The organism is Halomonas sp. BL6, from assembly GCF_006228115.1.
Lineage (GTDB): Bacteria > Pseudomonadota > Gammaproteobacteria > Pseudomonadales > Halomonadaceae > Vreelandella > Vreelandella piezotolerans.
Window position 1 is genome coordinate 32,583 of sequence record NZ_VDGL01000008.1, and the last position, 20,342, is coordinate 52,924.

General features: G+C 59.1%; 18 protein-coding genes and 1 tRNA gene. 13 read left to right on the plus strand and 6 right to left on the minus strand.

What is annotated here, in order from left to right:
- The first annotated feature begins 59 nt into the window (after positions 1 to 59).
- On the plus strand, positions 60 to 893 hold the full coding sequence (locus FHJ80_RS15625; protein ID WP_176558258.1) for a LysR family transcriptional regulator: 834 nt from the start codon (positions 60 to 62) through the stop codon (positions 891 to 893).
- Positions 894 to 1,108: 215 nt separating this feature from the next.
- Here FHJ80_RS15625 and FHJ80_RS15630 read toward each other — a convergent pair.
- Positions 1,109 to 1,185: transfer RNA gene (locus FHJ80_RS15630), tRNA-Met, on the minus strand.
- Between the two features lie 276 nt (positions 1,186 to 1,461).
- Between FHJ80_RS15630 and phbB the strand changes: the two genes are divergently transcribed.
- Complete coding sequence (phbB, locus tag FHJ80_RS15635) at positions 1,462 to 2,208, plus strand: acetoacetyl-CoA reductase (protein WP_139528264.1); 747 nt, start codon at positions 1,462 to 1,464, stop codon at positions 2,206 to 2,208.
- A 100-nt stretch (positions 2,209 to 2,308) separates the two neighbouring features.
- On the opposite strand, the gene FHJ80_RS15640 is transcribed toward phbB, so the two are convergent.
- A complete protein-coding gene (locus FHJ80_RS15640) occupies positions 2,309 to 5,116 on the minus strand; it encodes a DUF349 domain-containing protein (protein ID WP_139528265.1) in 2,808 nt (935 codons plus the stop codon).
- Between the two features lie 181 nt (positions 5,117 to 5,297).
- Between FHJ80_RS15640 and minC the strand changes: the two genes are divergently transcribed.
- The 4 genes from minC to sbcB all read left to right on the plus strand — a co-directional run bounded on the left by minC (position 5,298) and on the right by sbcB (position 8,868).
- Positions 5,298 to 6,035, plus strand: a complete 738-nt coding sequence (gene minC, locus FHJ80_RS15645) for a septum site-determining protein MinC (protein WP_139528266.1) — start codon at positions 5,298 to 5,300, stop codon at positions 6,033 to 6,035.
- 149 nt (positions 6,036 to 6,184) lie between these two features.
- Positions 6,185 to 7,003, plus strand: a complete 819-nt coding sequence (minD, locus tag FHJ80_RS15650) for a septum site-determining protein MinD (protein ID WP_139528267.1) — start codon at positions 6,185 to 6,187, stop codon at positions 7,001 to 7,003.
- Positions 7,000 to 7,251 (plus strand): cell division topological specificity factor MinE, encoded by a 252-nt coding sequence (gene minE, locus FHJ80_RS15655; RefSeq protein ID WP_016915987.1) that lies wholly within the window; start codon positions 7,000 to 7,002, stop codon positions 7,249 to 7,251. The genes minD and minE overlap by 4 nt, the downstream gene beginning before the upstream one ends.
- Before the next feature lie 123 nt (positions 7,252 to 7,374).
- Positions 7,375 to 8,868: an exodeoxyribonuclease I gene (gene sbcB / locus FHJ80_RS15660; protein WP_139528268.1), complete on the plus strand. Its 1,494-nt coding sequence runs from the start codon at positions 7,375 to 7,377 to the stop codon at positions 8,866 to 8,868.
- A gap of 17 nt (positions 8,869 to 8,885) precedes the next feature.
- On the opposite strand, the gene FHJ80_RS15665 is transcribed toward sbcB, so the two are convergent.
- The gene (locus FHJ80_RS15665; protein WP_139528269.1) at positions 8,886 to 11,729 is read right to left on the minus strand and encodes an insulinase family protein; all 2,844 of its coding nucleotides are present in this window, start codon (positions 11,727 to 11,729) and stop codon (positions 8,886 to 8,888) included.
- The gene (locus FHJ80_RS15670) at positions 11,729 to 12,415 is read right to left on the minus strand and encodes an SOS response-associated peptidase (RefSeq protein ID WP_139528270.1); all 687 of its coding nucleotides are present in this window, start codon (positions 12,413 to 12,415) and stop codon (positions 11,729 to 11,731) included. The genes FHJ80_RS15665 and FHJ80_RS15670 overlap by 1 nt, the downstream gene beginning before the upstream one ends.
- A 189-nt stretch (positions 12,416 to 12,604) precedes the next feature.
- Here FHJ80_RS15670 and FHJ80_RS15675 point away from each other — a divergent pair, with 189 nt between their 5' ends.
- Both FHJ80_RS15675 and FHJ80_RS15680 read left to right on the plus strand, forming a co-directional pair.
- Positions 12,605 to 13,219, plus strand: coding sequence for a TetR/AcrR family transcriptional regulator (locus FHJ80_RS15675; RefSeq protein ID WP_139528271.1), 615 nt, complete (start codon positions 12,605 to 12,607; stop codon positions 13,217 to 13,219).
- Complete coding sequence (locus tag FHJ80_RS15680; protein ID WP_139528272.1) at positions 13,216 to 13,896, plus strand: 1-acyl-sn-glycerol-3-phosphate acyltransferase; 681 nt, start codon at positions 13,216 to 13,218, stop codon at positions 13,894 to 13,896. The genes FHJ80_RS15675 and FHJ80_RS15680 overlap by 4 nt, the downstream gene beginning before the upstream one ends.
- Here the strand turns inward: FHJ80_RS15680 and FHJ80_RS15685 are convergent.
- Together FHJ80_RS15685 and FHJ80_RS15690 are read right to left on the minus strand one after the other, a co-directional pair.
- Positions 13,893 to 15,167: an HlyC/CorC family transporter gene (locus FHJ80_RS15685; protein WP_139528273.1), complete on the minus strand. Its 1,275-nt coding sequence runs from the start codon at positions 15,165 to 15,167 to the stop codon at positions 13,893 to 13,895. The genes FHJ80_RS15680 and FHJ80_RS15685 overlap by 4 nt on opposite strands.
- Positions 15,168 to 15,268: 101 nt before the next feature.
- Positions 15,269 to 16,066: an inner membrane protein YpjD gene (locus FHJ80_RS15690; protein WP_139528274.1), complete on the minus strand. Its 798-nt coding sequence runs from the start codon at positions 16,064 to 16,066 to the stop codon at positions 15,269 to 15,271.
- A 267-nt stretch (positions 16,067 to 16,333) separates the two neighbouring features.
- On the opposite strand from FHJ80_RS15690, the gene ffh reads away from it, so the two are divergent.
- The 5 genes from ffh to rplS all read left to right on the plus strand — a co-directional run bounded on the left by ffh (position 16,334) and on the right by rplS (position 20,245).
- A complete protein-coding gene (ffh, locus tag FHJ80_RS15695; protein WP_139528275.1) occupies positions 16,334 to 17,746 on the plus strand; it encodes a signal recognition particle protein in 1,413 nt (470 codons plus the stop codon).
- Positions 17,747 to 18,041: 295 nt separating this feature from the next.
- The gene (gene rpsP, locus FHJ80_RS15700) at positions 18,042 to 18,290 is read left to right on the plus strand and encodes a 30S ribosomal protein S16 (RefSeq protein ID WP_009098555.1); all 249 of its coding nucleotides are present in this window, start codon (positions 18,042 to 18,044) and stop codon (positions 18,288 to 18,290) included.
- A gap of 51 nt (positions 18,291 to 18,341) precedes the next feature.
- Positions 18,342 to 18,887: a ribosome maturation factor RimM gene (gene rimM, locus FHJ80_RS15705; protein ID WP_139528276.1), complete on the plus strand. Its 546-nt coding sequence runs from the start codon at positions 18,342 to 18,344 to the stop codon at positions 18,885 to 18,887.
- A 77-nt stretch (positions 18,888 to 18,964) separates the two neighbouring features.
- Positions 18,965 to 19,741, plus strand: coding sequence for a tRNA (guanosine(37)-N1)-methyltransferase TrmD (trmD, locus tag FHJ80_RS15710; protein WP_139528407.1), 777 nt, complete (start codon positions 18,965 to 18,967; stop codon positions 19,739 to 19,741).
- Positions 19,742 to 19,888: 147 nt separating this feature from the next.
- Entirely contained in the window at positions 19,889 to 20,245 is a 357-nt protein-coding gene (gene rplS / locus FHJ80_RS15715; protein ID WP_054640811.1) for a 50S ribosomal protein L19, read from the plus strand.
- Positions 20,246 to 20,342 lie beyond the last annotated feature (97 nt).

The window sequence follows — 20,342 nt, forward strand, 5'->3', positions numbered from 1 at the left end:
ACATGCTGTAAAACAATTTTTTTTGGCCTTCATGAACAGAAAAACCGAAGGTGGCGGCAGTGGATACGCAATTACTCGAAACGTTTCTTGAAGTGGGTAGGCTACGTAACTTTGGCAAGGCGGCAGATAGTTTGTGCGTCTCGCCATCGACTGTCAGTGCCCGAATCCGACAGCTTGAGACGCATCTTGGCCTGGCGCTTTTCACCCGCGGCCACCATCAGATTGGCCTTACACCTGCCGGAGAGAGGATGGAGCGCCATGCGCGCTTCATTCTAGGTGCCTGGGAGCGAGCCTATGAAGATACCGCGCTCAGTGAGCGACATCAGCGGCGCTTAGTCGTGGCGGGAGTTGCGAGCCTCTGGGATACTTTCTTACAGGACTGGCTGAACGAGATTTATGGTGCTTATCCAACGCTTGGAGTGCGTGCAGAGGAGAGTACTCCACTAAGGGTCGTCGAAAAGCTTGAGCAAAACATGATCGATGTGGGATTTCTCTACGATACTCCCCGTATCCGAGAAGTGTACGTAGAGGAGGTCGCCACTATTTCTTTAGTCATGGTGTCAAGTCGCGCTGCTATCGCGGCAGAGCAAGCGATTGGCGAAGGTTATGTCAGGGTGGAGTGGGGGGCCAATTTTGCGAGCATTCACGAGAACTATTTTCCGCAGCGCTTACTAGCCCGTGCCCGTGTCAACAGTGGTCAGATTGCGCTCAATCTACTTTTGGAGTGTGGCGGCGCTGCTTATCTGCCTCGAAATATCGTGGAGACTTGGTGTCGTCAGCAACGCTTGTTTATTGTTGAAGATGCACCGTGTATCGAGCTTAAAGCCTACGCAGCCTACCGACAACACGGCGAGCATTATGAGTTGATCCGTAAGCTGCTTCAGCGCCTTTAAGATGTGGATGTCGAGGTGACGGTCCGTAACTCAGTAAGAATACGATGGCTTAACGTCTGGTGGGGTTAGTACCGTTGTCGTTCGCAACCCACCCAGCAAGGTTGTCAGCCTTTGGAGGCAACACTGTGCGGCATCGAAAATCGCGGGGCATACTACTGCCAGATGAGACGCACACAAAAAAGCCGATTCTCGAAAGAATCGGCTTTTTCTATGTTTGGTAGCGGGGACCGGATTTGAACCGATGACCTTCGGGTTATGAGCCCGACGAGCTACCAGACTGCTCCACCCCGCATCAACGTGGGGCGTATTCTACGTATTTATGGCAATAAGTCAACCCCTTCGATAAAACGTTTCCTTGCTGGTGGTCAGCTTCATCGTGCTGCAACATTGAAAGAGTAAAGCTATGCTTTCAATAGGCATAACAAAAAGCTTACTGTCGGTGTGTCGCCCAAGAGAACACGCGGCATGCCGTGAGTGAAAGAAGCGTGAAAGCGCTCATTCAAAGTGGCTTGCGACGCCATAACAGTGCTTAAAGTCCAAGCCATTTGTCATATCAGGGAGGTAGTCAATGGCCAATCAAGCCCCCGTCGCCTGGGTAACTGGTGGAACTGGTGGAATCGGAACGGCAATTTGCCGTTCGTTGGCGGATGCGGGTTATTTGGTAGTGGCGGGGTATCACAATCCCGACAAGGCCAAGACCTGGTTAGAAGCGCAAAAAGCCGACGGCTATAACAACATCGCGCTATCGGGTGTTGATTTATCCGACCACAATGCCTGCGTCGAAGGTGCCCGTGAGATCCATGAAACGCATGGTCCGATCAGCGTGCTGGTCAACTGTGCCGGTATCACTCGCGATGGCACCATGAAGAAAATGTCCTACGAGCAGTGGTATCAGGTCATCGATACCAACTTGAACAGTGTGTTCAATACCTGCCGCAGCGTTATCGAGATGATGTTGGAGAACGGCTACGGTCGCATCATCAACATCTCTTCCATCAACGGTCGCAAAGGACAGTTCGGGCAGGTGAACTACGCCGCAGCCAAAGCGGGGATGCACGGGTTGACCATGTCGTTGGCGCAAGAAACGGCGACCAAGGGCATTACCGTAAACACCGTCTCGCCTGGCTATATCGCCACCGATATGATCATGAAAATTCCGGAGCAGGTGCGCGAAGCGATTCGTGAAACGATTCCGGTCAAGCGCTACGGCACTCCCGAAGAGATTGGCCGCTTGGTGACCTTCCTGGCCGATAAAGAGTCCGGCTTCATTACAGGCGCCAACATCGATATCAACGGTGGCCAATTCATGGGCTAAGCCCCCGACATCCCCCACGTTCTCTTTCCACAAGAAAGAGAACGCAAAACGGGAGGCGATCTGCCTCCCGTTTGCTATTTAGCGACTAGGTACGCTCCGGTTAGGGTTGCGGTGGGCGCGCTAAACGGCCCAGTAGGTTGTCCAACTCGTTGACTTCCTGCTGCCAAAGACGTTTTGGCATAGGGCCGAGGGCCAAGAGGTCGACCAGCACCTCCTCTAGTTCGTCTGCTTTGCTGCGTTCAGCGTTCAGGCCATTATTCAAACGCTCTACTTGAATGGCAAGCCTTAGCGGTTCGTCCCGCTGCTTGACGCTGCCGAGAGCAAGCAGTGAGAGATGGACACGCAGGCGTGCCAACTGCTCCTCAACGTCGTCCTGCTGTGCGCTGGAGAGAGGCTGCGTGGTAGACGAACGGACCTCGTTACGGCGCTGGTGCGCATCGCGATACGTAGTGGGCAGAGGCGCGGTCAGCACGCCAGCGGCGTCCACCGTCTGAGCATCTTCACCACTGAGTGCCCGATGGTCCGCTGCCAGATGTGCATTGATCAGGGGCAGTAGCGCATGCCACTGCTGCACCTTGTCGACGACTTCAAGGCGGCTCAAGCGTTCCCGTTTTGCACGCAAGATGCCGCCAAGCCGTTTCTGCATGCCGTCGCTTCGGCGGTTGCGGGGCAGCGGCTCTAGCTGCTGAAGACGGGCAAGGTAAGCCTCTAGCCGCTCGGCCTCATTGGCGTGGGCGGGTTGCCAGCTATCCATGTCATCAATGAGATGCTGAAGCTGGTCGAGCGTTTGCTGTTGCCGAGCGGCTTGCTCCTGTTTTTGAGCGTCGCGCTGCGCAAAAAGCTGGTCACAGGCGCTACGAAAGGTCTTCCAGAGCGCTTGTTCGTCACCCTTTGGCGCCCGCCCGAGTGACCGCCACTGCTGCTGTAGCCGCTTGGTGTGAGCAATACGCGTTGCCAGCGGCTGCTCGGAATCGTTCTGCAACGCCTGTACCTGCTCGATCATTGAACGTTTTTGCGCTGCGATTTGCTCGGCGCGCTGGTCGATCAGTGCTTGAAGGCGGTGACGAATCGCACCAAATCGGCGGCCAATGGCTTCGGAGTGCTCTCGGGGGATGGGAGAGTAGTGGCGCCATTGGTGACGTGCTTTGTCACGGATCTCCCGCAGCACGTCGGGGTCTGCATCCTCGGCGGGCTGAGCCAGCAGCGTTTCAAGCTGCTCACAGAGTGCCTCGCGGCCACGCAAGTTGGCCTCGCGCTCTTGGTCGAGCTGGTCACGCCAGGGCGCTAAGCGCTCATGAATACGATCAGACGCTGCCCGAAAGCGCGCGGATTGCTCTCTATTGGCTGCCGCATCGCCCAGTGCTTTCCACTCCTTTACGAGCTGGCGGTGATGACGGTCCAGCGCCGATTCGGCCATATGAGGATCGTCGGCCAAGGCTTCGATACTGGCGCAGAGCTGCTCACGCTTGGGACCTGCCACAAAACCGCGCCAGTCGCGCAGCTCGGCAAGCCGCGCGCCAAGATGTTTCAAGCGACGCTTGAGCGGCTTGGCCTCTTCGTCCGTGAGGGCATCGAAGGTGGGCTTCAAACGTTGGTGGAGGCGGCTGGCGCTCTTGAACGCGCCGCGCTCTAGCAGGTGCTCGAAGTTATCGAGCTCACCCTCAAGCGCATCGTGCGACACCTCTGGGCTTGCGGGGGCCGCTTGCCGAGACGCTAGCTGTTTTTGCGCCTGAGCCAGAAGCGCAGGTGGGGTCAGGGCCTCGGGCCAGCGGCATGCGTTGACATGCTTTGACAACGCTTGATCATCGCTATTGGCCAGGGCGCGCTCCACCGCAGGGCATTGTGCTTGCCAGCGCTGCCACGCTTCCATACTCTGCTCGTACTGCGCCAGCGCTTGGCTGTAACGTTGCTGCGTGACTTCGTTAGGAGGATGAAGGTCAGACAGCGCCTGCCAGCGCTGACCCAAAAGCTGACGCTGGGCGCGCAGGCTGTCGATATCCTGGGCGGTCAGTTCCTCGGCCTGGGTGAGGCCTTCTAAGGTTTCTTCTAACCCCTCCAGCAGATGGTCACGCGTACTATCCGCTTCAGCGCGGCGGGCTAGGCGCTGTTGATGCGCCTGTTCCTGGGTTTCGTGATCGTGCAGCGTTTTACGGCATCCCAGCATGGCTTGCTGGAAACGCTGCTCTTGGCTGATGCTGGGCGGATGATTGAGCTGCTGCCACTCGCGCTCCAAGTGGCGCAAACGGCCGCCGTAAAGTGGCTCCCACGGGGCACGGGCGTGCTGCTCCAACTGCCTCAATAGGTGCTCGCGCTGTTCCTGTTGCTCTTCTAACCACTGTTCGTCGTTACGCCGCTGGGTGAGCTGCTCCTTCGCAAAACGTATGATTTGGCGGTCGCGACGCGCCTCTTTCAATAGCCGCTTGAGCGACTCCTCGCTATCGATACGCTGCGCTGCCTGATGGCGTACCGCTGCTACGCTATTGTGGCACGCTTGGTGGACTAGATCGGCTTCATTGCTCAACTGTTCAACGGCGATGAGTCGCAGGCCTAGATTGTCGCCCTGCAGCGCAATCGCGTTGAGCAGTCGTTGGTCGCTCAGCAACGCCACCTGGGCTTGGCGCTGCTGTAGGTCGCTATGCCCCTCGGCACCCGTGAGCCGCTGACACACCGCGTTGAACCATGACTCGTTCTCCTGATGCGGCGGATAGGCAGCCAGCAGTTTTTCGATATCGTCGAGCGCAAGCAGGGCCGCGAGCTGGATGTCGCTGTCGCTATCGCTGGCCAGAGAGAGTAGGGCCTCCCGCTGCTCTGAGTGCTGCGGGTCGAGGGATTGAAGTGCCTTGCGGCGCACCTCGGGATCGGGGTGTTGCCACCGAGGAGCGAACAGGCGTCGTAACAGTCCGTGCATGGATCATCCTGCTGTGAGGTGCGGAACGTGAAAAAAATCAGACATCGATGAGCAGGCGGTTGCAGTCCTCGTCGCTGTCGCTTAGCTTTGCCTTAGCGCGGTGAGTTCTCCAGCCAGTCACCACGCAAGGCGCGAGATTGCGCTACCCTTATCTTACCTGAACATGACATGGAGTTCGGCCATGAGCCTCAACGCCAACAGTGCCGACGTAGCCTTCACCTTCAAGGGCGGCATGCTGCCGATGACCGTCATGGAGTTGACGAGCGCTGACCCGGAGCGTATCCGGCGTCAGCTGGCTGGCAAACTGTCGCAATCTCCTGCGTTCTTTCAGCATACACCCGTTGTGCTGAGCGTGGAAAAACTCGATGAGCCCCACCTGGCCCTGGAGCGCATCTGCGCAGTATGCCGTGATCACAAACTATTGCCCGTAGCGGTGCGCGGTGGAGCCGAGCCGATTCGACAGTCGGCGTGGGCGCTAGGGCTGGGGTGGTTCGCACCCGTTGAAGAGGGTCGCGTACGCGCCTTGGAAAGCGTTGAACCGATTGCCGAACCCGAGGAAACCGACAGCGAGCCTGAAACGAGCGGTTTGGGAGCATCCCGGCTTTATCGTGGCACGGTGCGCTCAGGCCAGCAGGTGAGCGCTGCAGAGGGCGACTTGATCGTCATCGGTGCCGTCAATGCAGGCGCTGAAGTGTTGGCGGCAGGCAGTATTCACGTTTACGGCGCGTTACGTGGCCGCGCATTGGCAGGCATTCATGGCAATACTCAAGCGGGTATTTTTTGTCGCGAGTTGGAAGCCGAACTGCTCTCCGTGGCGGGTAATTACAAACGGCTGGAAGATATCGACTCTCAACTGTTGGGACGTGCTGCCGAAGTCCATTTTGTCAAAGAGCAGTTAGAGATTAAGCCGCTGGGATAAGCCACACGACTGAGTGTCGGATAGTGCATCGTGCTTAGCGACGCCACGGCTGCGATCCGTTACAGTGTGTGTTTTGTTGACAGTGATGTTCCCGTTATGCGGGTAGCGCCACGCGCTCGCAATGAACGACTTCAAGAAGGAAGTGACTCTTGGCCAAAATTATAGTTGTGACCTCAGGTAAAGGGGGGGTCGGTAAAACCACCAGCGCTGCGGCGATTTCGACAGGGCTCGCGCTGCGTGGCAAAAAGACGGTCGTGATCGATTTCGACGTGGGGCTGCGCAACCTGGATTTGATCATGGGCTGCGAGCGCCGAGTGGTGTATGACTTGGTCAACGTGATCCAAGGCGAGGCGGGGCTGAATCAGGCGCTGATCCGTGATAAGCGCGTCGAGAATTTGTTCATTTTACCGGCCTCGCAGACCCGGGATAAGGATGCGCTGACCCAAGAAGGCGTTGAGAAAGTCCTGGAGCAGTTGAAAGATGATTTCGACTACATCTTGTGCGATTCCCCCGCTGGGATCGAGCGCGGCGCGCAACTGGCAATGTACTACGCCGACGAAGCCATCGTCGTGACTAACCCCGAAGTCTCTTCGGTACGTGACTCTGATCGCATTCTTGGGTTGCTAGGTTCGAAAACTCAGCGTGCCGAGCAGGGCCTCGATCCGGTCAAAGAGCATTTGCTGATTACCCGCTATAACCCTGCCCGTGTCACCTCAGGCGATATGCTGACCCTGGACGATATTCGCGAGATTCTGGCGATCGATCTATTGGGTCTCATTCCAGAATCCGAAGCCGTGTTACGAGCCTCTAACCAAGGGGTGCCCGTCACCCATGATGGCGGGAGCGATGCGGGCCAGGCGTACGCCGATACTGTGTCACGCCTACTAGGGGAGGAGATGCCGCTGCGCTTTCATGAGATGCAGCGTAAAGGCTTGTTGAGCAGGATGTTTGGGGGTAGTCGTCGATGAAACTGTTGGAGTTCTTGAAGCGTGAGCGCAAGAAATCCGCCTCGGTGGCCAAAGAACGATTACAAATCATCGTGGCGCATCAGCGTAGCCAGCGTGGTCAGCCTGATTACATGCCGCTGCTTGAGCGCGAACTGCTCGAAGTGATTCGTCGTTACGTGCATGTGGACGACGATGCCATTCAAATTTCACTGGATAGTGAAGATAACTGCTCGGTACTGGAACTGAACGTAACGCTGCCCAAAAGCTAAGCGTCAATGTGCGTTCGGGGCGGCGGGTGGCGTCGCGGGTGTGCTAGTCTTGGGCTTTTGTTCCCATCCAGCGAAGGTTGTCGGCGCATGGATGGGCGGTCACGCTCAAGGGAGTTTGCATCCATGGCGACACCGAATGCCGCCCCTGCCAGTTTCCTCTGGCACGATTATGAAACGTTTGGTGCCGATCCTCGCCGCGATCGGCCCGCTCAGTTTGCTGCATTACGTACCGATGCGGACCTCAATGAAATCGGCGAGCCCATCGAACTGTATTGTAAGCCCGCTGATGATTACCTACCTCACCCCGCGGCTTGTTTGATTACCGGTATCACCCCTCAAAAAGCGCAGCGCCGTGGGCTGCCAGAAGCGGAATTCGCGCGGCAAGTGCAGAGCGCCATGAGTGAGCCCGGCACCTGCGTGGCAGGCTATAATAGCCTGCGTTTCGATGATGAAGTCTCGCGCCATCTGTTTTATCGCAACTTGCTCGACCCCTATGCCCGCGAGTGGCAAAACGGCAACTCCCGCTGGGACTTGATCGATGTGGTGCGGGCGTTTTATGCGCTGCGCCCAGAGGGTATCGAATGGCCATTGCGAGAGGATGGCGCCCCCAGTTTCAAACTAGAGCATCTGACGGCGGCGAACGGCATTGCCCATGAGGGGGCTCATGACGCGGTGGCCGACGTGCGCGCCACCATCGCCTTGGCACGACTTCTGAAAGCGCGTAACCCCAAGCTGTTCGATTATTTGCTCGGTTTGCGCGGCAAGCGCGCGGTGGCCAAACAGCTCGACCTTCCCAGCGCCAAACCGCTATTGCACATTTCCCGCCGTTATCCGGCCAGCCGAGGCTGTAGCGCCCTGGTCATGCCGTTGGCAGAGCATCCCACCAACCCCAACGGGGTGATCGTGTACGATTTGAGCGTCGACCCCGGCGATTTGCTGTCGCTCAGTGCCGAGCAGATTCGTGAACGCGTGTTCGTCAGTCAGCAGGACCTTTCTGAAGGTGAGGCGCGCATTCCGCTCAAGGTGATTCATATCAATCGCTGTCCGGTGGTCTTTCCCGCCACGGTGCTCAAAGACGTGGAAGGTGAGCAGAAGGGCGAGTACGGTGCGATCGTGGCGCGCTTGGGCATCGACATCGCCGCCTGTCGAGGGCACTGGAAAACTCTGCGCGAGGCCAGCGGCGTGGCGCAGAAGGTGACCGAGGTATTCAGCGGCGGCTACGAAGAGTCGCCCCAAGACCCTGATTTGATGCTCTACTCCGGCAGCTTTTTCTCTGCGGCGGATCGTCAGCAGATGGAGCGGGTGCTGGCGATGGACCCCTGGGACTTGGTGGGCCAACGCTTTGCTTTTCAAGACCCGCGCCTGGAGGAGATGCTGTTTCGCTTGCGTGCCCGCAGCTACCCCGACACCCTGGAGGGTGAAGAGCGCGAGCAGTGGGAGGCGTTTCGCTGGATGCGTATGAACGATCCTGCGCTATCGGGATTGACGCTCAAAGCGTTTGCGCGTGACATCGAGCGTTACAATCAGCAGCCGCTCACCGATCATGAGCGGCAGATTCTCGAAGAGCTGGTGATGTTCGTCGAGGCCATGATGCCAGCCCAGGCATTCGATGCCTAAGCTGGCAATGGTGACGGCTAGCGAGCGTCGAAGGGGGCGAGCGTCTCACGGTAAGCGGCGATATCGCTGGGCGCATCCCCAGGATTGAAGCGAATGTCTAGCGGGTGTGCGAGCAGCGCAGGCCAGAGCGCCTGCAGCTCCTCGACACTAACCTCGAGGGCGCGTTCTGCGATCTGCTCACGGCGGTCGAAGCGTACCTCGTCGAGTGCCGTGGCTTGCCAATAGCGATTGGCCATGCCCTGCAGGCTGGTATCCCGTTGGCGCAGTCGGTCATGCACCGCTTGCCGGTGGGCCGCCAGCTCCTCATCGCTGAGCGTCTCGAGGCGCTCCCCGGCGGCTGCCATGAAGGCGTCCATCCGTTCGGCAATGGTGCCACTATCCACGTCCGGCGACTGCACGATCAGACCAATGCCCGGTGCTTCCAGCAGCGGCGAATAGCCCGCATTGACGATATAGCCAAGCTGCTCCTCGGTGCGTAACTGCTGGTAGAAGGGCGTGTCCAGCCACTGGGCCAGAACGCTGAGGCGCGCCTGCTCGTCGATGCTGGTATCGCGCCCCTGCAGGTAGCGCAGTACCAGTGACTCTTCACGGGTGCTGTGTGGATGAAGCACCGTCGATTCCTCGCTCGCCTCCAGTGGCGCCAGCGTGGGAATGTCATCCCGCGTCAAGCGCGGGGTCAGCGCGCCGCGAATGAGACTGGCCTGTTCTCGTGCCTGGTCGGCGGTCAGGTTCCCCACGGCCATGGCGTCGATGTATAGACCATCGAGGAAGCGTTCGCGAAAATCCTCCAGGTGGTGCTTATCGAGTCGTTTGCTGGCGGCCAGCAGTTCGTCGGTCGACCACTGGGGGGAGAGCAGCGCCTCACCCAGGGCTCGGCTGGCTTGGCCGGTCAACGACGCGCGTGGCGCGTTGCGCCACTCCCGCTGTAGCTGGTAGCGCACCCGCTCGAAGGCGCCAGCAGAGATATCCGCCTGCTGAAGCTGCTCGATGGCTTGCTCGATGAGCGGCGTTTGGCCATCCCGCCAACCGGAAAACGACAGCGTCATACCGCGCGCGTGGGCGTAGGCGCTAAACGACTGACCGGCAAGCCACGCGGGGTAAAGCGACTCGTTGAGGCTGTCGTTGAGCCAGCCTGCGAGTAACCGCGTCAGCACGGCCTCTTCCGCCGAGTAGCTGGCGCTGGGGTGCTGTAGGCTCACCCGCCATTCGACGCTGGGCGTATTGAAGCGGCTGTCCTGCATGTGCCAAGCGGTAAACGTCGGCGTATCGATGAGTGTCGACGGCTGCTCGTCCTGGCCCGCTTGAAGGGTTAGGTCGCTGGCAATGAAAGGGTTGGGGGCAGGGAGCGCGAGACCGCTCAAGATCTGACCGGCCGTCGTGGGTGGCAGCTCTTTCCACTGGGTATTGAACCACGGTGAGACGGTATCGCTCTCCACATCCGGCGCAGAGTAGACGCGCAGCAGGTTGTCAGGCGTTAGGGCGTCCAAGTAGAGCTGCTGGCGCTCGCTGTCCATGCCGTCCATGCGATAGGCGGCGTACTGCACGTCTTCCACCGGGTAGCGCGAAAGGCTCATGGCTAGGCGGGTGGCCTCTTGCTGGGGGGCGCCGTGCTGTTGAAAGCGAAACGCCTGCTCGCTGAGACTTTTTTGCTCGTCGTAGCGCCACTCGGCCAGCCCGTCGGCGCGAATCTGCTCGATCGCGGCAAACAGCGTGGCTTCGATGTCGTCAAGGCGTTCGGCACCCGTGGGCGTCAGGCTAATGGAGACGGTAAATAGTGCTTCATTGCCATCACCGCGGCCCACACCCGCTGAGAGCCCATCGGCCAGGCCCGCCTCACGCAGCACGGCCAGCAGGCTACCGTCGCCCTCATCGCCTAGTAAGTGGGCGATGAGCTGAGTCGGCTTGGTGCGGTACTCGTCCGTGGGGTCGGGAACGGGGAAGTAGAAACGCAGTTGACGGCGATCCTGCAGCGACTCTCGTTCGATATAGCGCGGCAAGGTGTCGGGGTCGATCAGCGGCTCGTCGACGGTGGGTGCGCTTAAACCATGGTCAGGAATGTCGGCAAAGCGCTCCACCACGAGGGCTTCCAATTCGTCGAGCGGCTGGGGGGCCACCACGGCCAAGTTCATGACGTTGGCGTCGTAGTAGCGGTGGTAAAAATCGATCACCCGCTCGCGCAGCGTTGCTTCGCCCTCTGGCGGGTTGGCCAGGGTGTCTCTGCTGCCCACCGCGAAACCGGTGGTGGGATTGTCTGGGTTGAGCAGTTGATTCAGCACATCGTTTTCACGACGGGACTCATCGCGGATGCGCGCCATGTACTCGGAGTGGACGATGTTGCGCTCGCTCTCCAGGTGGTCGGCATTGAACAGCGGCGAGAGAAAGAATTCGCTAAAGCGATCCAGCGCGCCGGGCAGCGCGGAGGGCTCGATATCGAAAAAGTAGTTGGTGTCCTGCTGAGCCGTGAAGGCGTTGTGCGACCCTGCGTTATCCGAGATGTAGCGCTGATAGGCATCCGACTGCGGGTAGGGGTCGGTACCTAAAAACAACATATGCTCAAGGAAGTGGGCCAGACCCTGGAGGTCGTCCGGGTCTTGAGCACTGCCGACCCGCACGTTCATGGACGCGGCGGCCTTGTCGGCATCGGGGTCGCTGACCAGCAGCGCCTGTAAGCCATTGTCGAGGGTGATGACCCGGTAGTCGCGGTCATCGAAAGGGCTGATGGTCGGGGTAATGGCCTCGGCGACCGGGCTCTCTTCTGCCCAGAGGGGAGTGGCGGGCGCCAAGAGCAGGCCGATGGTCAGGCCAACAAGCGCGCGCCTTGCCAGCAGGCGAGGCGGAATAACAGACATAGTGGGCAACATTACGGCTCCTGTGACACGGACCAGCGCAACATGGGCCCCGTAGGGTGTGCGCAAGAGGGTGACTGATAGGCAGGGTTATTCACATGCTTTGATACCGGAAAAGCGCCCAACAGTTCCAGTGGGGCGGGCATCAACATGGGCGTTAGTGCCTCGACGTCGGTGCCAGGGTCTAGCCAGCGGTGTAGCGCCTGAGGGGGAATGATCACCGGCAAGCGGTCGGTGAGCGACGATAGGCAGGCGTTGGCTGGCACGCTAATCAGCGCCGTCGAGTCGGTAAAGGTGGTCAGCGTGGTGTGGTAACGGCACCAGAGCGCACCGAGTAGCAGCGGGGAGCGGTTCACGTGGGTCACCAGAAACGGTTGCTTGCTGCGTGTCTGGGGCTTCCACACGTAAAAGCCACTCACCGGAATCACGCAGCGCCGAGCGTTGAACGCTTCGTGAAACATGGGGCGCTCACTCAGCGTTTCCGCTCGGGCGCAGTGCGGGGCGTGGTCGAGGACCTTGAGCCAGGGCGGCGTCAGCCCCCAAAAGAGCGGCGTGTGCGTTAACTGCCCCTGCTCTAAACGAAGGGCGGACACGGGCTGGCGCGGTGCTAAGTTGGGAGACTCGATGAGCAAAGCGGTGCTTTTGAGGTCTGGCGCAAGGCGGGCAAGGGATAGGCGCTGTACGTGTAGGCGTCCCGTCATGCCGGTCTCCTTAGGGCGCGATGCCTGCGGCGCTGATGCAAAATGGCAAAGGGAAGTCGTAATACGTTAAATGTCGCGTTTTAGTGTCGAAAACAGTGTTCGATGTAAGGTATCCTATCGTATACCTTGCTCACGCTAAAGCGCGAGGAGGCATTCTTCCCTGTTTGCCGCTGACCTGAAGAGATCGCCATGGCCCGTCCTAGACAGCATGCGCCCGATGCCCTCCACGCGCAGGTCATGCACGCTTGTGATGAGTGGTTGGCTAAGCAGCCAGTCCATGGTTTATCACTACGTGCTCTGGCCAGAGAGGTGGGCTGCGCGCCCAGTACGCTGCTAAAACTCTACGGCAGCTTTAACAATTTATTGCAGCACGTCAACGTAGAAACCCTCGCACGTTTGCAGCACACCATCACGAGTTTGGCTGAAGACGATCCCGAGCCCTGGCTGCGTTCTCTGGCGCATGCTTACTGGCGGTTCGCCGAGCAGGACTGTTATCGCTGGCAGCTGTTGTTCGACTATCCGCTGGCTCAGGAGGGTGAGCTGGACCAGCGTCAGAGCGATCTCATCGAGGCGCTGTTTACGCAGGTAGAAACCTCGTTAAAGCAGTATCAACCCGTTCTAGACGACTTGGAAGCGCGTCGTCTAGGCCGCACGCTCTGGGGCAGTGTACATGGCTTGGTGCAGCTTGGCTTGAATGAGCGGCTTGGCTATTGGCAGGGTCAGCAACTCAAGGTCGATGAACTCTTGGAGCAGCTCATGAGCACGGTGCTGGCTGGGTTGCGTCACCGGGGTGCCACGACGTGACATGGGGGATCAAGACCACCCGTTGCTTATTACGCCGTGTCATTTACCTGGCCATGCGCGGCTGTTATCGGCTATCTGTACACGGTCAATTCAATGTTCCCAAGCAGGGGGCGGCGCTGGTCGTGTGCAACCATGTGAGCTTCATGGATGCACTGGTGCTGGGCGGTGGAAGCCCCCGCCCGCTGCGCTTCGTGATGGACCAGCCTATTTTTGAATCCCGCTGGCTGAAGTGGTGGTTCCAACTGGTGGGGGCGATTCCGATTGAGTCGGAGCGCCACAGCCCCGGCGCGCTGCGGCGCACCCTGGATGAGGTGAGCAGGGCGCTGCGCCAGGGAGATATCGTCATGGTATTTCCAGAGGGGCGCTTGACCCCCGATGGGGAGATTCACACCTTCCGTCGTGGTCTCGAAACCATCCTCGCGCGTGACAATGTACCGGTGATTCCTGCCGGGCTGGCGGGACTATGGGGGTCGTGGACGTCCCACTACGGCGGCAAGGCGTTGAAAAAGTGGCCCTCCCGTTTTAGGGCGCCAGTGAGCCTGCATTTTGGCCCACCCATCGCCGTCCATGAGGTCGAAGGCGTCGCGCTAAGGCGTTTTTTAGAGCAGCGCGTTAGAGCATTGAAAGCCGCGGGCGACAGCGACATCGCTCGGCGCCCGTCGAAGCAGGCGGATTAACGGCGGGGCAGGCGTAGTTTTTGCCAGCAACGTGCCGATGTGATCAAGTTGTCGCGAATCTCCAGAATTTCCATCCGTGTATTGCCGATTTGCAGGCAGGCAGGGCCTTCTGGGAACGCCTCCAAGTGTTCGAGAATCAGCCCGTTCAGCGTCTTGGGGCCGTCGGTGGGTAGCTGCCAGCCAAGCATCTTATTGATCTCGCGGATATTCGCCGTGCCTTCGATGACATGGCTGCCGTCGTCCTGCTGATGAATTTCGTCATCTTCGGAAACGTCGGTGGTGAACTCGCCGACGATCTCTTCGAGAATATCCTCCAGCGTCACCAGGCCCTCTACATCGCCGTACTCATCCACTACGATACCGATCCGTCGCTTCTGCTTCTGAAAATTCAGCAGCTGGGTATGCAGTGGCGTGGACTCGGGAATGAAGTAGGGCTCCCGCGCTTCTTGAACGATGGCGGCTTTAGTCACCTCGCTGCGGGATAAAAAGCGCGCAGCGTTACGCAGGTGCAGCATGCCAATGATGTTGTTGATATCGCCCTTATAGACCGGTAGGCGTGTGTGCTGGCTGGTCCGGATCTGGGTCAGAATGTCTTCCAGCGAATCGTCCAAATCGATACCCAGCACTTCGTGGCGGGGCACCATGATGTCGTTCACCGTCACATTTTCGAGGTCCAGAATCGATAGCAGCATGGCGCGGTGGCGGTAGGGGATTAGCGTGCCCGCTTCGTGCACCACGGTGCGCAGCTCGTCACGGGTAAGATTGTCGCCGCCGTTATCGACGCTTTTGACGCCCACCAGGCGTAGCAGGCCGTTAGACATTACGTTGACCAGCCATACCAAGGGGTAGAGCAGTTTGAGCAACGGTTCCAGCGCAAAGGACGTGGGGTAGGCGATGCGCTCTGGCTTGATGGCTGCGTACGTCTTGGGCGTCACTTCCGCAAAGATCAGAATAGTGATGGTCAACAGCGCGGTGGAGATGGCGGGGCCCGATACATCGCCAAAAAAGTGAATGGCGATGATGGTGGCAATCGAGGCTGCCAGGTTATTGACGAAATTGTTGCCAATCAGGATGACGCCAATGAGACGATCGGGCCGGGTGAGCAGGCGCATGACACGCTTGGCTCTGCGGTCGCCGCTGTTGGCCTGGTGGCTAAGCCGGTAGCGGTTGATCGACATCATGCCTGTTTCAGAACTTGAGAAGAAGGCAGACAGCAAAATGAGTAAGGCTAGCAGGCCGAACAGTAACCCCAGGGGGAAGTCGTCGCTCAAGTCGAAAGTTCCTTTATGGCGTATGAAGCTCGATTTGTAGAAGGATGCCAGTAGCGTGTCAAGCATGCCGCCAGGGCTGCTTGACCGCAATGCCCGCAGGCTTAGCGGTTAAGCAGAATTTCCAGCACGAATTTACTACCAAAGTAGGCCAGCAGCAGTAGAGCACAACCGCCGAGTGTCCAGCGTACGGCGCGCATGCCACGCCAGCCAAACCGGTAACGCCCTACTAAGAGCGTAGTAAAGATGACCCAAGCGCCCAGCGATAGCACCGTTTTATGCACCAAGTGCTGGGCAAAAAGATTATCGAGGAAGATAAGCCCGCTGATGATCGATAGGGTGAGCAGCACGATGCCTGCCCACACCAGCTCGAACAGTACGCGCTCCATGGTGGTCAGCGGTGGTAGCGACTGAACGATGCCGCGAATATGGTGATGACGCAGCGCCTGATTCTGCAAGCCCACCAGCACCGCCTGAACTGCCGCAATGGCCAGCACGGCAAAGGCCAGTGCAGAGCTTACCGCGTGGAGCAAGATGCCCGGCGTCAGGCCGCTATGGCTACCCTGGCTGGGTAGCCATGTCGCCGCGATCAGCGCAATACCGGCCAGCGGAAAGAGAGCAATACCGGCATTCAGTACCGGTTTGAAGAGGCTGGCGACGAGCACCACGTTGACGGCCACCGCCATCAGTAGCGTGGCGCTGGTGGTAAATCCGGGGAGTAGTCCCGGAGATGCACCCACTAGTTTGACGACGACGGGGATGTGGAGCAGTAGGCCGAGTGCACCCAGCAGGCGCACCATCCCCTGGCGAGGTGGCACCCGGCGAAACAGCGTCATGCCCTGCCAGATGGCAGCGGCGACATAGAGTACAAAAGCGATCGTGGCGAACGGGAGCGCCTGCATGATGCTATCCATGCGCCTTGCAGCGCGTTGTTGAACAATAGGGCCAAATCGGCGACAACGTTTGCTGAGGGGCAACTTGCCAGCGCGCCTCAGGCTTTCTCCGTTCCCTCTAGAACGGCTACCCTACTATAACCAATCAAAGCGGCGTCGCACAGCCGTCGAGCGCCAACGCTGACGGCCATGGAGACTCAAGCCGCGAGCGCGTATAATTGCCGCCACATTCGTCCGGTGAATACGCCCGGCGACAGCGACGGAGGCAGAGGCCCCATGTTTCAGAATCTGAGTGAGCGTCTTTCCCAGACGCTGAAGTCGATCAAAGGCCAAGCACGGCTAACCGACGACAATATTAAAGATACTCTGCGCGAGGTGCGCAAAGCGCTGCTGGAAGCCGACGTGGCGCTTCCGGTCGTCAAAGCCTTCATCGAGCGCGTGCGCGAGCGCGCCGTCGGCCAAGAGGTGTCGAAAAGCCTCTCGCCGGGCCAGCAGTTCGTCAAAATCGTCCAGCAAGAGCTGGAAGCGATCATGGGCGAGGCCAACGAAGGCTTGAGCCTGAAGGGCTCGCCTGCCGTGGTGCTGATGGCGGGTTTGCAGGGGGCCGGTAAAACCACCTCCGTCGCCAAGCTGGCCCGCTACCTGCGTGAGCGCGAGAAGAAAAAGGTATTGGTGGTATCGGCAGACGTCTACCGCCCGGCGGCCATCGACCAGCTCGAAACGCTGGCGAAAGAGGTGCAGGTCGATTTCTTCCCCTCGCGCTCTGATCAAAAACCGGTCGATATCGCCAATGCGGCCATCAAACACGCCAAGATTCAGTTCCACGACGTGGTGCTGGTGGATACCGCCGGTCGTCTGGCCATCGATGAAGCGATGATGGCGGAAATCCAGGCGCTGCATAAGGCGATCTCCCCCCAGGAAACGCTCTTCGTCGTCGACGCCATGACCGGCCAGGATGCGGTCAATACCGCAAAAGCCTTCCACGATGCGCTGCCGCTGACCGGTGTCATACTGACCAAGGCGGATGGCGATGCGCGCGGCGGTGCCGCGCTCTCGGTGCGCCATATCACCGGCAAGCCCATCAAATTCATGGGTGTGGGCGAGAAAGTCGATGCCCTCGAGCCTTTCCATCCTGACCGGGTCGCGTCGCGCATTCTGGGTATGGGCGACATGCTGTCGCTGATCGAAGAGGCCGAACGCACCGTCGATAAAGACAAGGCCGCGAAGCTCGCCAGCAAGGTCAAGAAAGGCGATGGCTTTGACCTGGAAGACTTTCGCGACCAGCTCCAGCAGCTCAAGAAAATGGGCGGCATGGGCGGTTTGCTAGGCAAGTTGCCCGGCATGGGACAAATGGCCGAGCTGGCGCAAGGCCCTGGTCCTGAAAAAGAGCTGGGCAAGCTGGAGGCGCTGATCAACTCCATGACGCCCCACGAACGCCGCAAGCCCGATATCATCAACGGCTCTCGCAAACGGCGTATTGCTGCTGGCGCAGGCCTTCAGGTCCCCGATCTAAATCGCCTGCTCAAGCAGCATAAGCAGATGCAGAAGATGATGAAGAAAGCGGGCAAGAAAGGCGGCATGCAGAAAATGATGCGCGGTATGTCGGGCATGATGGGCGGCGGTGGTGGTCCGGGTGGCCCCGGCGGCATGGGGGGGATGGGTGGCCCTGGCGGCTTGCCCTGGCGCTAGTACCGCCTGGAGAGTGCGCTTGAGCGCGTTCGGCATGGTTGACGGCCTGTGAGTTTTCTGGCTATCAGGCTTTCCAAGCCGGGCGCATTTGCGTAGAATGCGGCCTCTTCATGCGTGGGTGTTGGGAAAATGCGCGTTAGCGTGGTCTCCGACACTGCCCAGTGAAGGTCCTGATGGAGTCTCGCCAACGCTTTGATAAGCAGGCGGTGCGCCAAGAAAACAGTATGACGAGTGTTCTGATAGCGGCTTGCGCTATGTCCCACTCGCGTAACCTCAACCGAAGGATAGTTATCGTATGGTTACCATTCGTTTGGCACGTGGTGGCGCCAAAAAGCGTCCCTTTTATCACCTGACCGTGACCGACTCTCGTAACGCCCGTGACGGCCGTTTCATCGAGCGTATCGGCTTCTTCAACCCGGTCGCCCGTGGTCAAGAAGAACGTCTGCGCGTCGATCTGGATCGCGTCACTCACTGGCAGAGCCAAGGCGCCCAGCTGTCTGGTCGTGTTGCCGAGCTGGTCAAGGAAGCGCGCAAACAGGCGTAAGCCTGTCGCACGCTGTAGCAATCGATGCTGTTGTAGCGGGAGTGGTCGTCGATGACGCGTTTCAATACTGGCCATACTGACGACACGCATGTGGTGCTTGGTAAGCTCACCAGCCCTCACGGGATCAAAGGGTGGCTGAAGGTGTACTCCTATACCAATCCCATGGACAGCATTCTAGAGTACCCCGAATGGTGGGTGCGCCAAGGGGAAACCCTCACGCGCATGACCGTCTTGCAGGGGAGTCGGCAAGGCAAAGGGCTTGTCGTGCAGCTGAAAGGCGTGGATGACCGAACGGCCGCCGAAGGGTTGGCCCAAGCGGACATCCTGATGCCCAAAGAGGCGCTGCCCGAGCTTACCGACGACGAGTATTACTGGCATGAGCTCGAAGGCCTTACCGTCTTCACTCGGTCAGGCGAACGGTTAGGGCAGGTCAGCTACCTGTTCGAGACCGGCGCGAACGATGTCATGGTGGTACGCGGTGATAACGACGCAATCGACAAGCGCGAGCGGCTGTTACCCTTTTTGCCCGATGATGTGATCGTTGAGATCGACCTGGAAGATGGCCGTATGGTGGTCGACTGGGATCCTGAGTTCTGATGAGCCAAGACGCTTTGAACGAACGGCCAGCGGACGATCCAGCGGTGCTCGAAGAGGACGCGACAGACGTACCGGCGATGTGGATTGGCGTGGTATCGCTGTTTCCCGACATGTTCGATGCGATAACCCAGCAAGGTGTGATCGGTCGAGCGGTAGAGAAGCAGCGCATTGCCCTTGAGTTTTGGAATCCGCGTGATTACGCCACCGACCGCCACCGCAGCGTGGACGATCGCCCCTATGGCGGCGGCCCAGGCATGCTGATGAAGGTAGATACGCTCCGAGCGGCTATCTTTGATGCGCGCCAACGTGCCGAGCAGGCCACCGGCCTGACGCCAACGGTGATCTACCTGTCGCCCCAAGGGCGTCGGTTGGATCAGCAGGGCGTTCAAACGCTCGCGTCGGCAGGCCCGCTGGTCGTGGTCGCCGGGCGCTACGAAGGTATCGACGAGCGTGTGGTGGAGAGTGACATCGATGAAGAGTGGTCGATTGGCGACTATGTGCTGAGCGGCGGCGAGCTGCCCGCGATGGTGCTGATCGACGCAGCGGCAAGGCTGGTACCCGGCGTGCTGGGCCACCAGGATTCCGCTATCGAAGACTCGTTTAACGACGGTTTGTTAGACTGCCCGCACTATACCCGTCCTGAAGTGATTGACGGGCGCCGAGTGCCTGACGTGCTGCTTAGCGGAAATCATGCAGCCATCAAGCGCTGGCGGTTGAAGCAGTCGCTGGGGCGTACCTGGCAGCGTCGTCCTGATCTGTTGGCAGGACGTACTCTTAACGCCGAGCAGCAAACGCTGCTAGACGAGTTTATCGAGGAATACGCTTTGTCCTCTACGGCGGTTGTCCGCCCGTAGCACAAAGCGGCGGTGCAGGACGACGACAGCCGTGCGTACCTGCGTCACCCATAACGACTCCCGCGTAGCTCGCTTCGAGCGCCGGGATCACGGTTTGCCCCTTCCACGACTGCGTGGCAAGCCATTACGTTATTTAGGAGTATGAAGATGAGCAGCAAGAACAAGGTGATCCAGGCGATCGAAGCCGAGCAAATGAGCAAAGAGATTCCTGCTTTTGCACCGGGCGACACCATCGTCGTTCAAGTTAAAGTAAAAGAAGGCACTCGTGAGCGTCTGCAGGCGTTTGAAGGTGTGGTCATCGGTAAGCGTAACCGTGGCCTGAACTCCGCTTTCACCGTGCGTAAAATCTCCCACGGTGTTGGCGTCGAGCGTACCTTCCAGACCTACAGCCCGCTGGTAGACTCCATCGAAGTCAAGCGTCGCGGTGACGTTCGTCAAGCCAAGCTGTACTACCTGCGTGAGCGTAGCGGTAAGTCGGCGCGTATCAAGGAAAAGCTGGCTTAATCGCCACTTTTTCTCGAGCGCTTGGCGCTCGGATACGGAAAACCCCGTCACCGCTTTGCGGGGCGGGGTTTTTGTTTATGGCTTTGCAATGAGACCG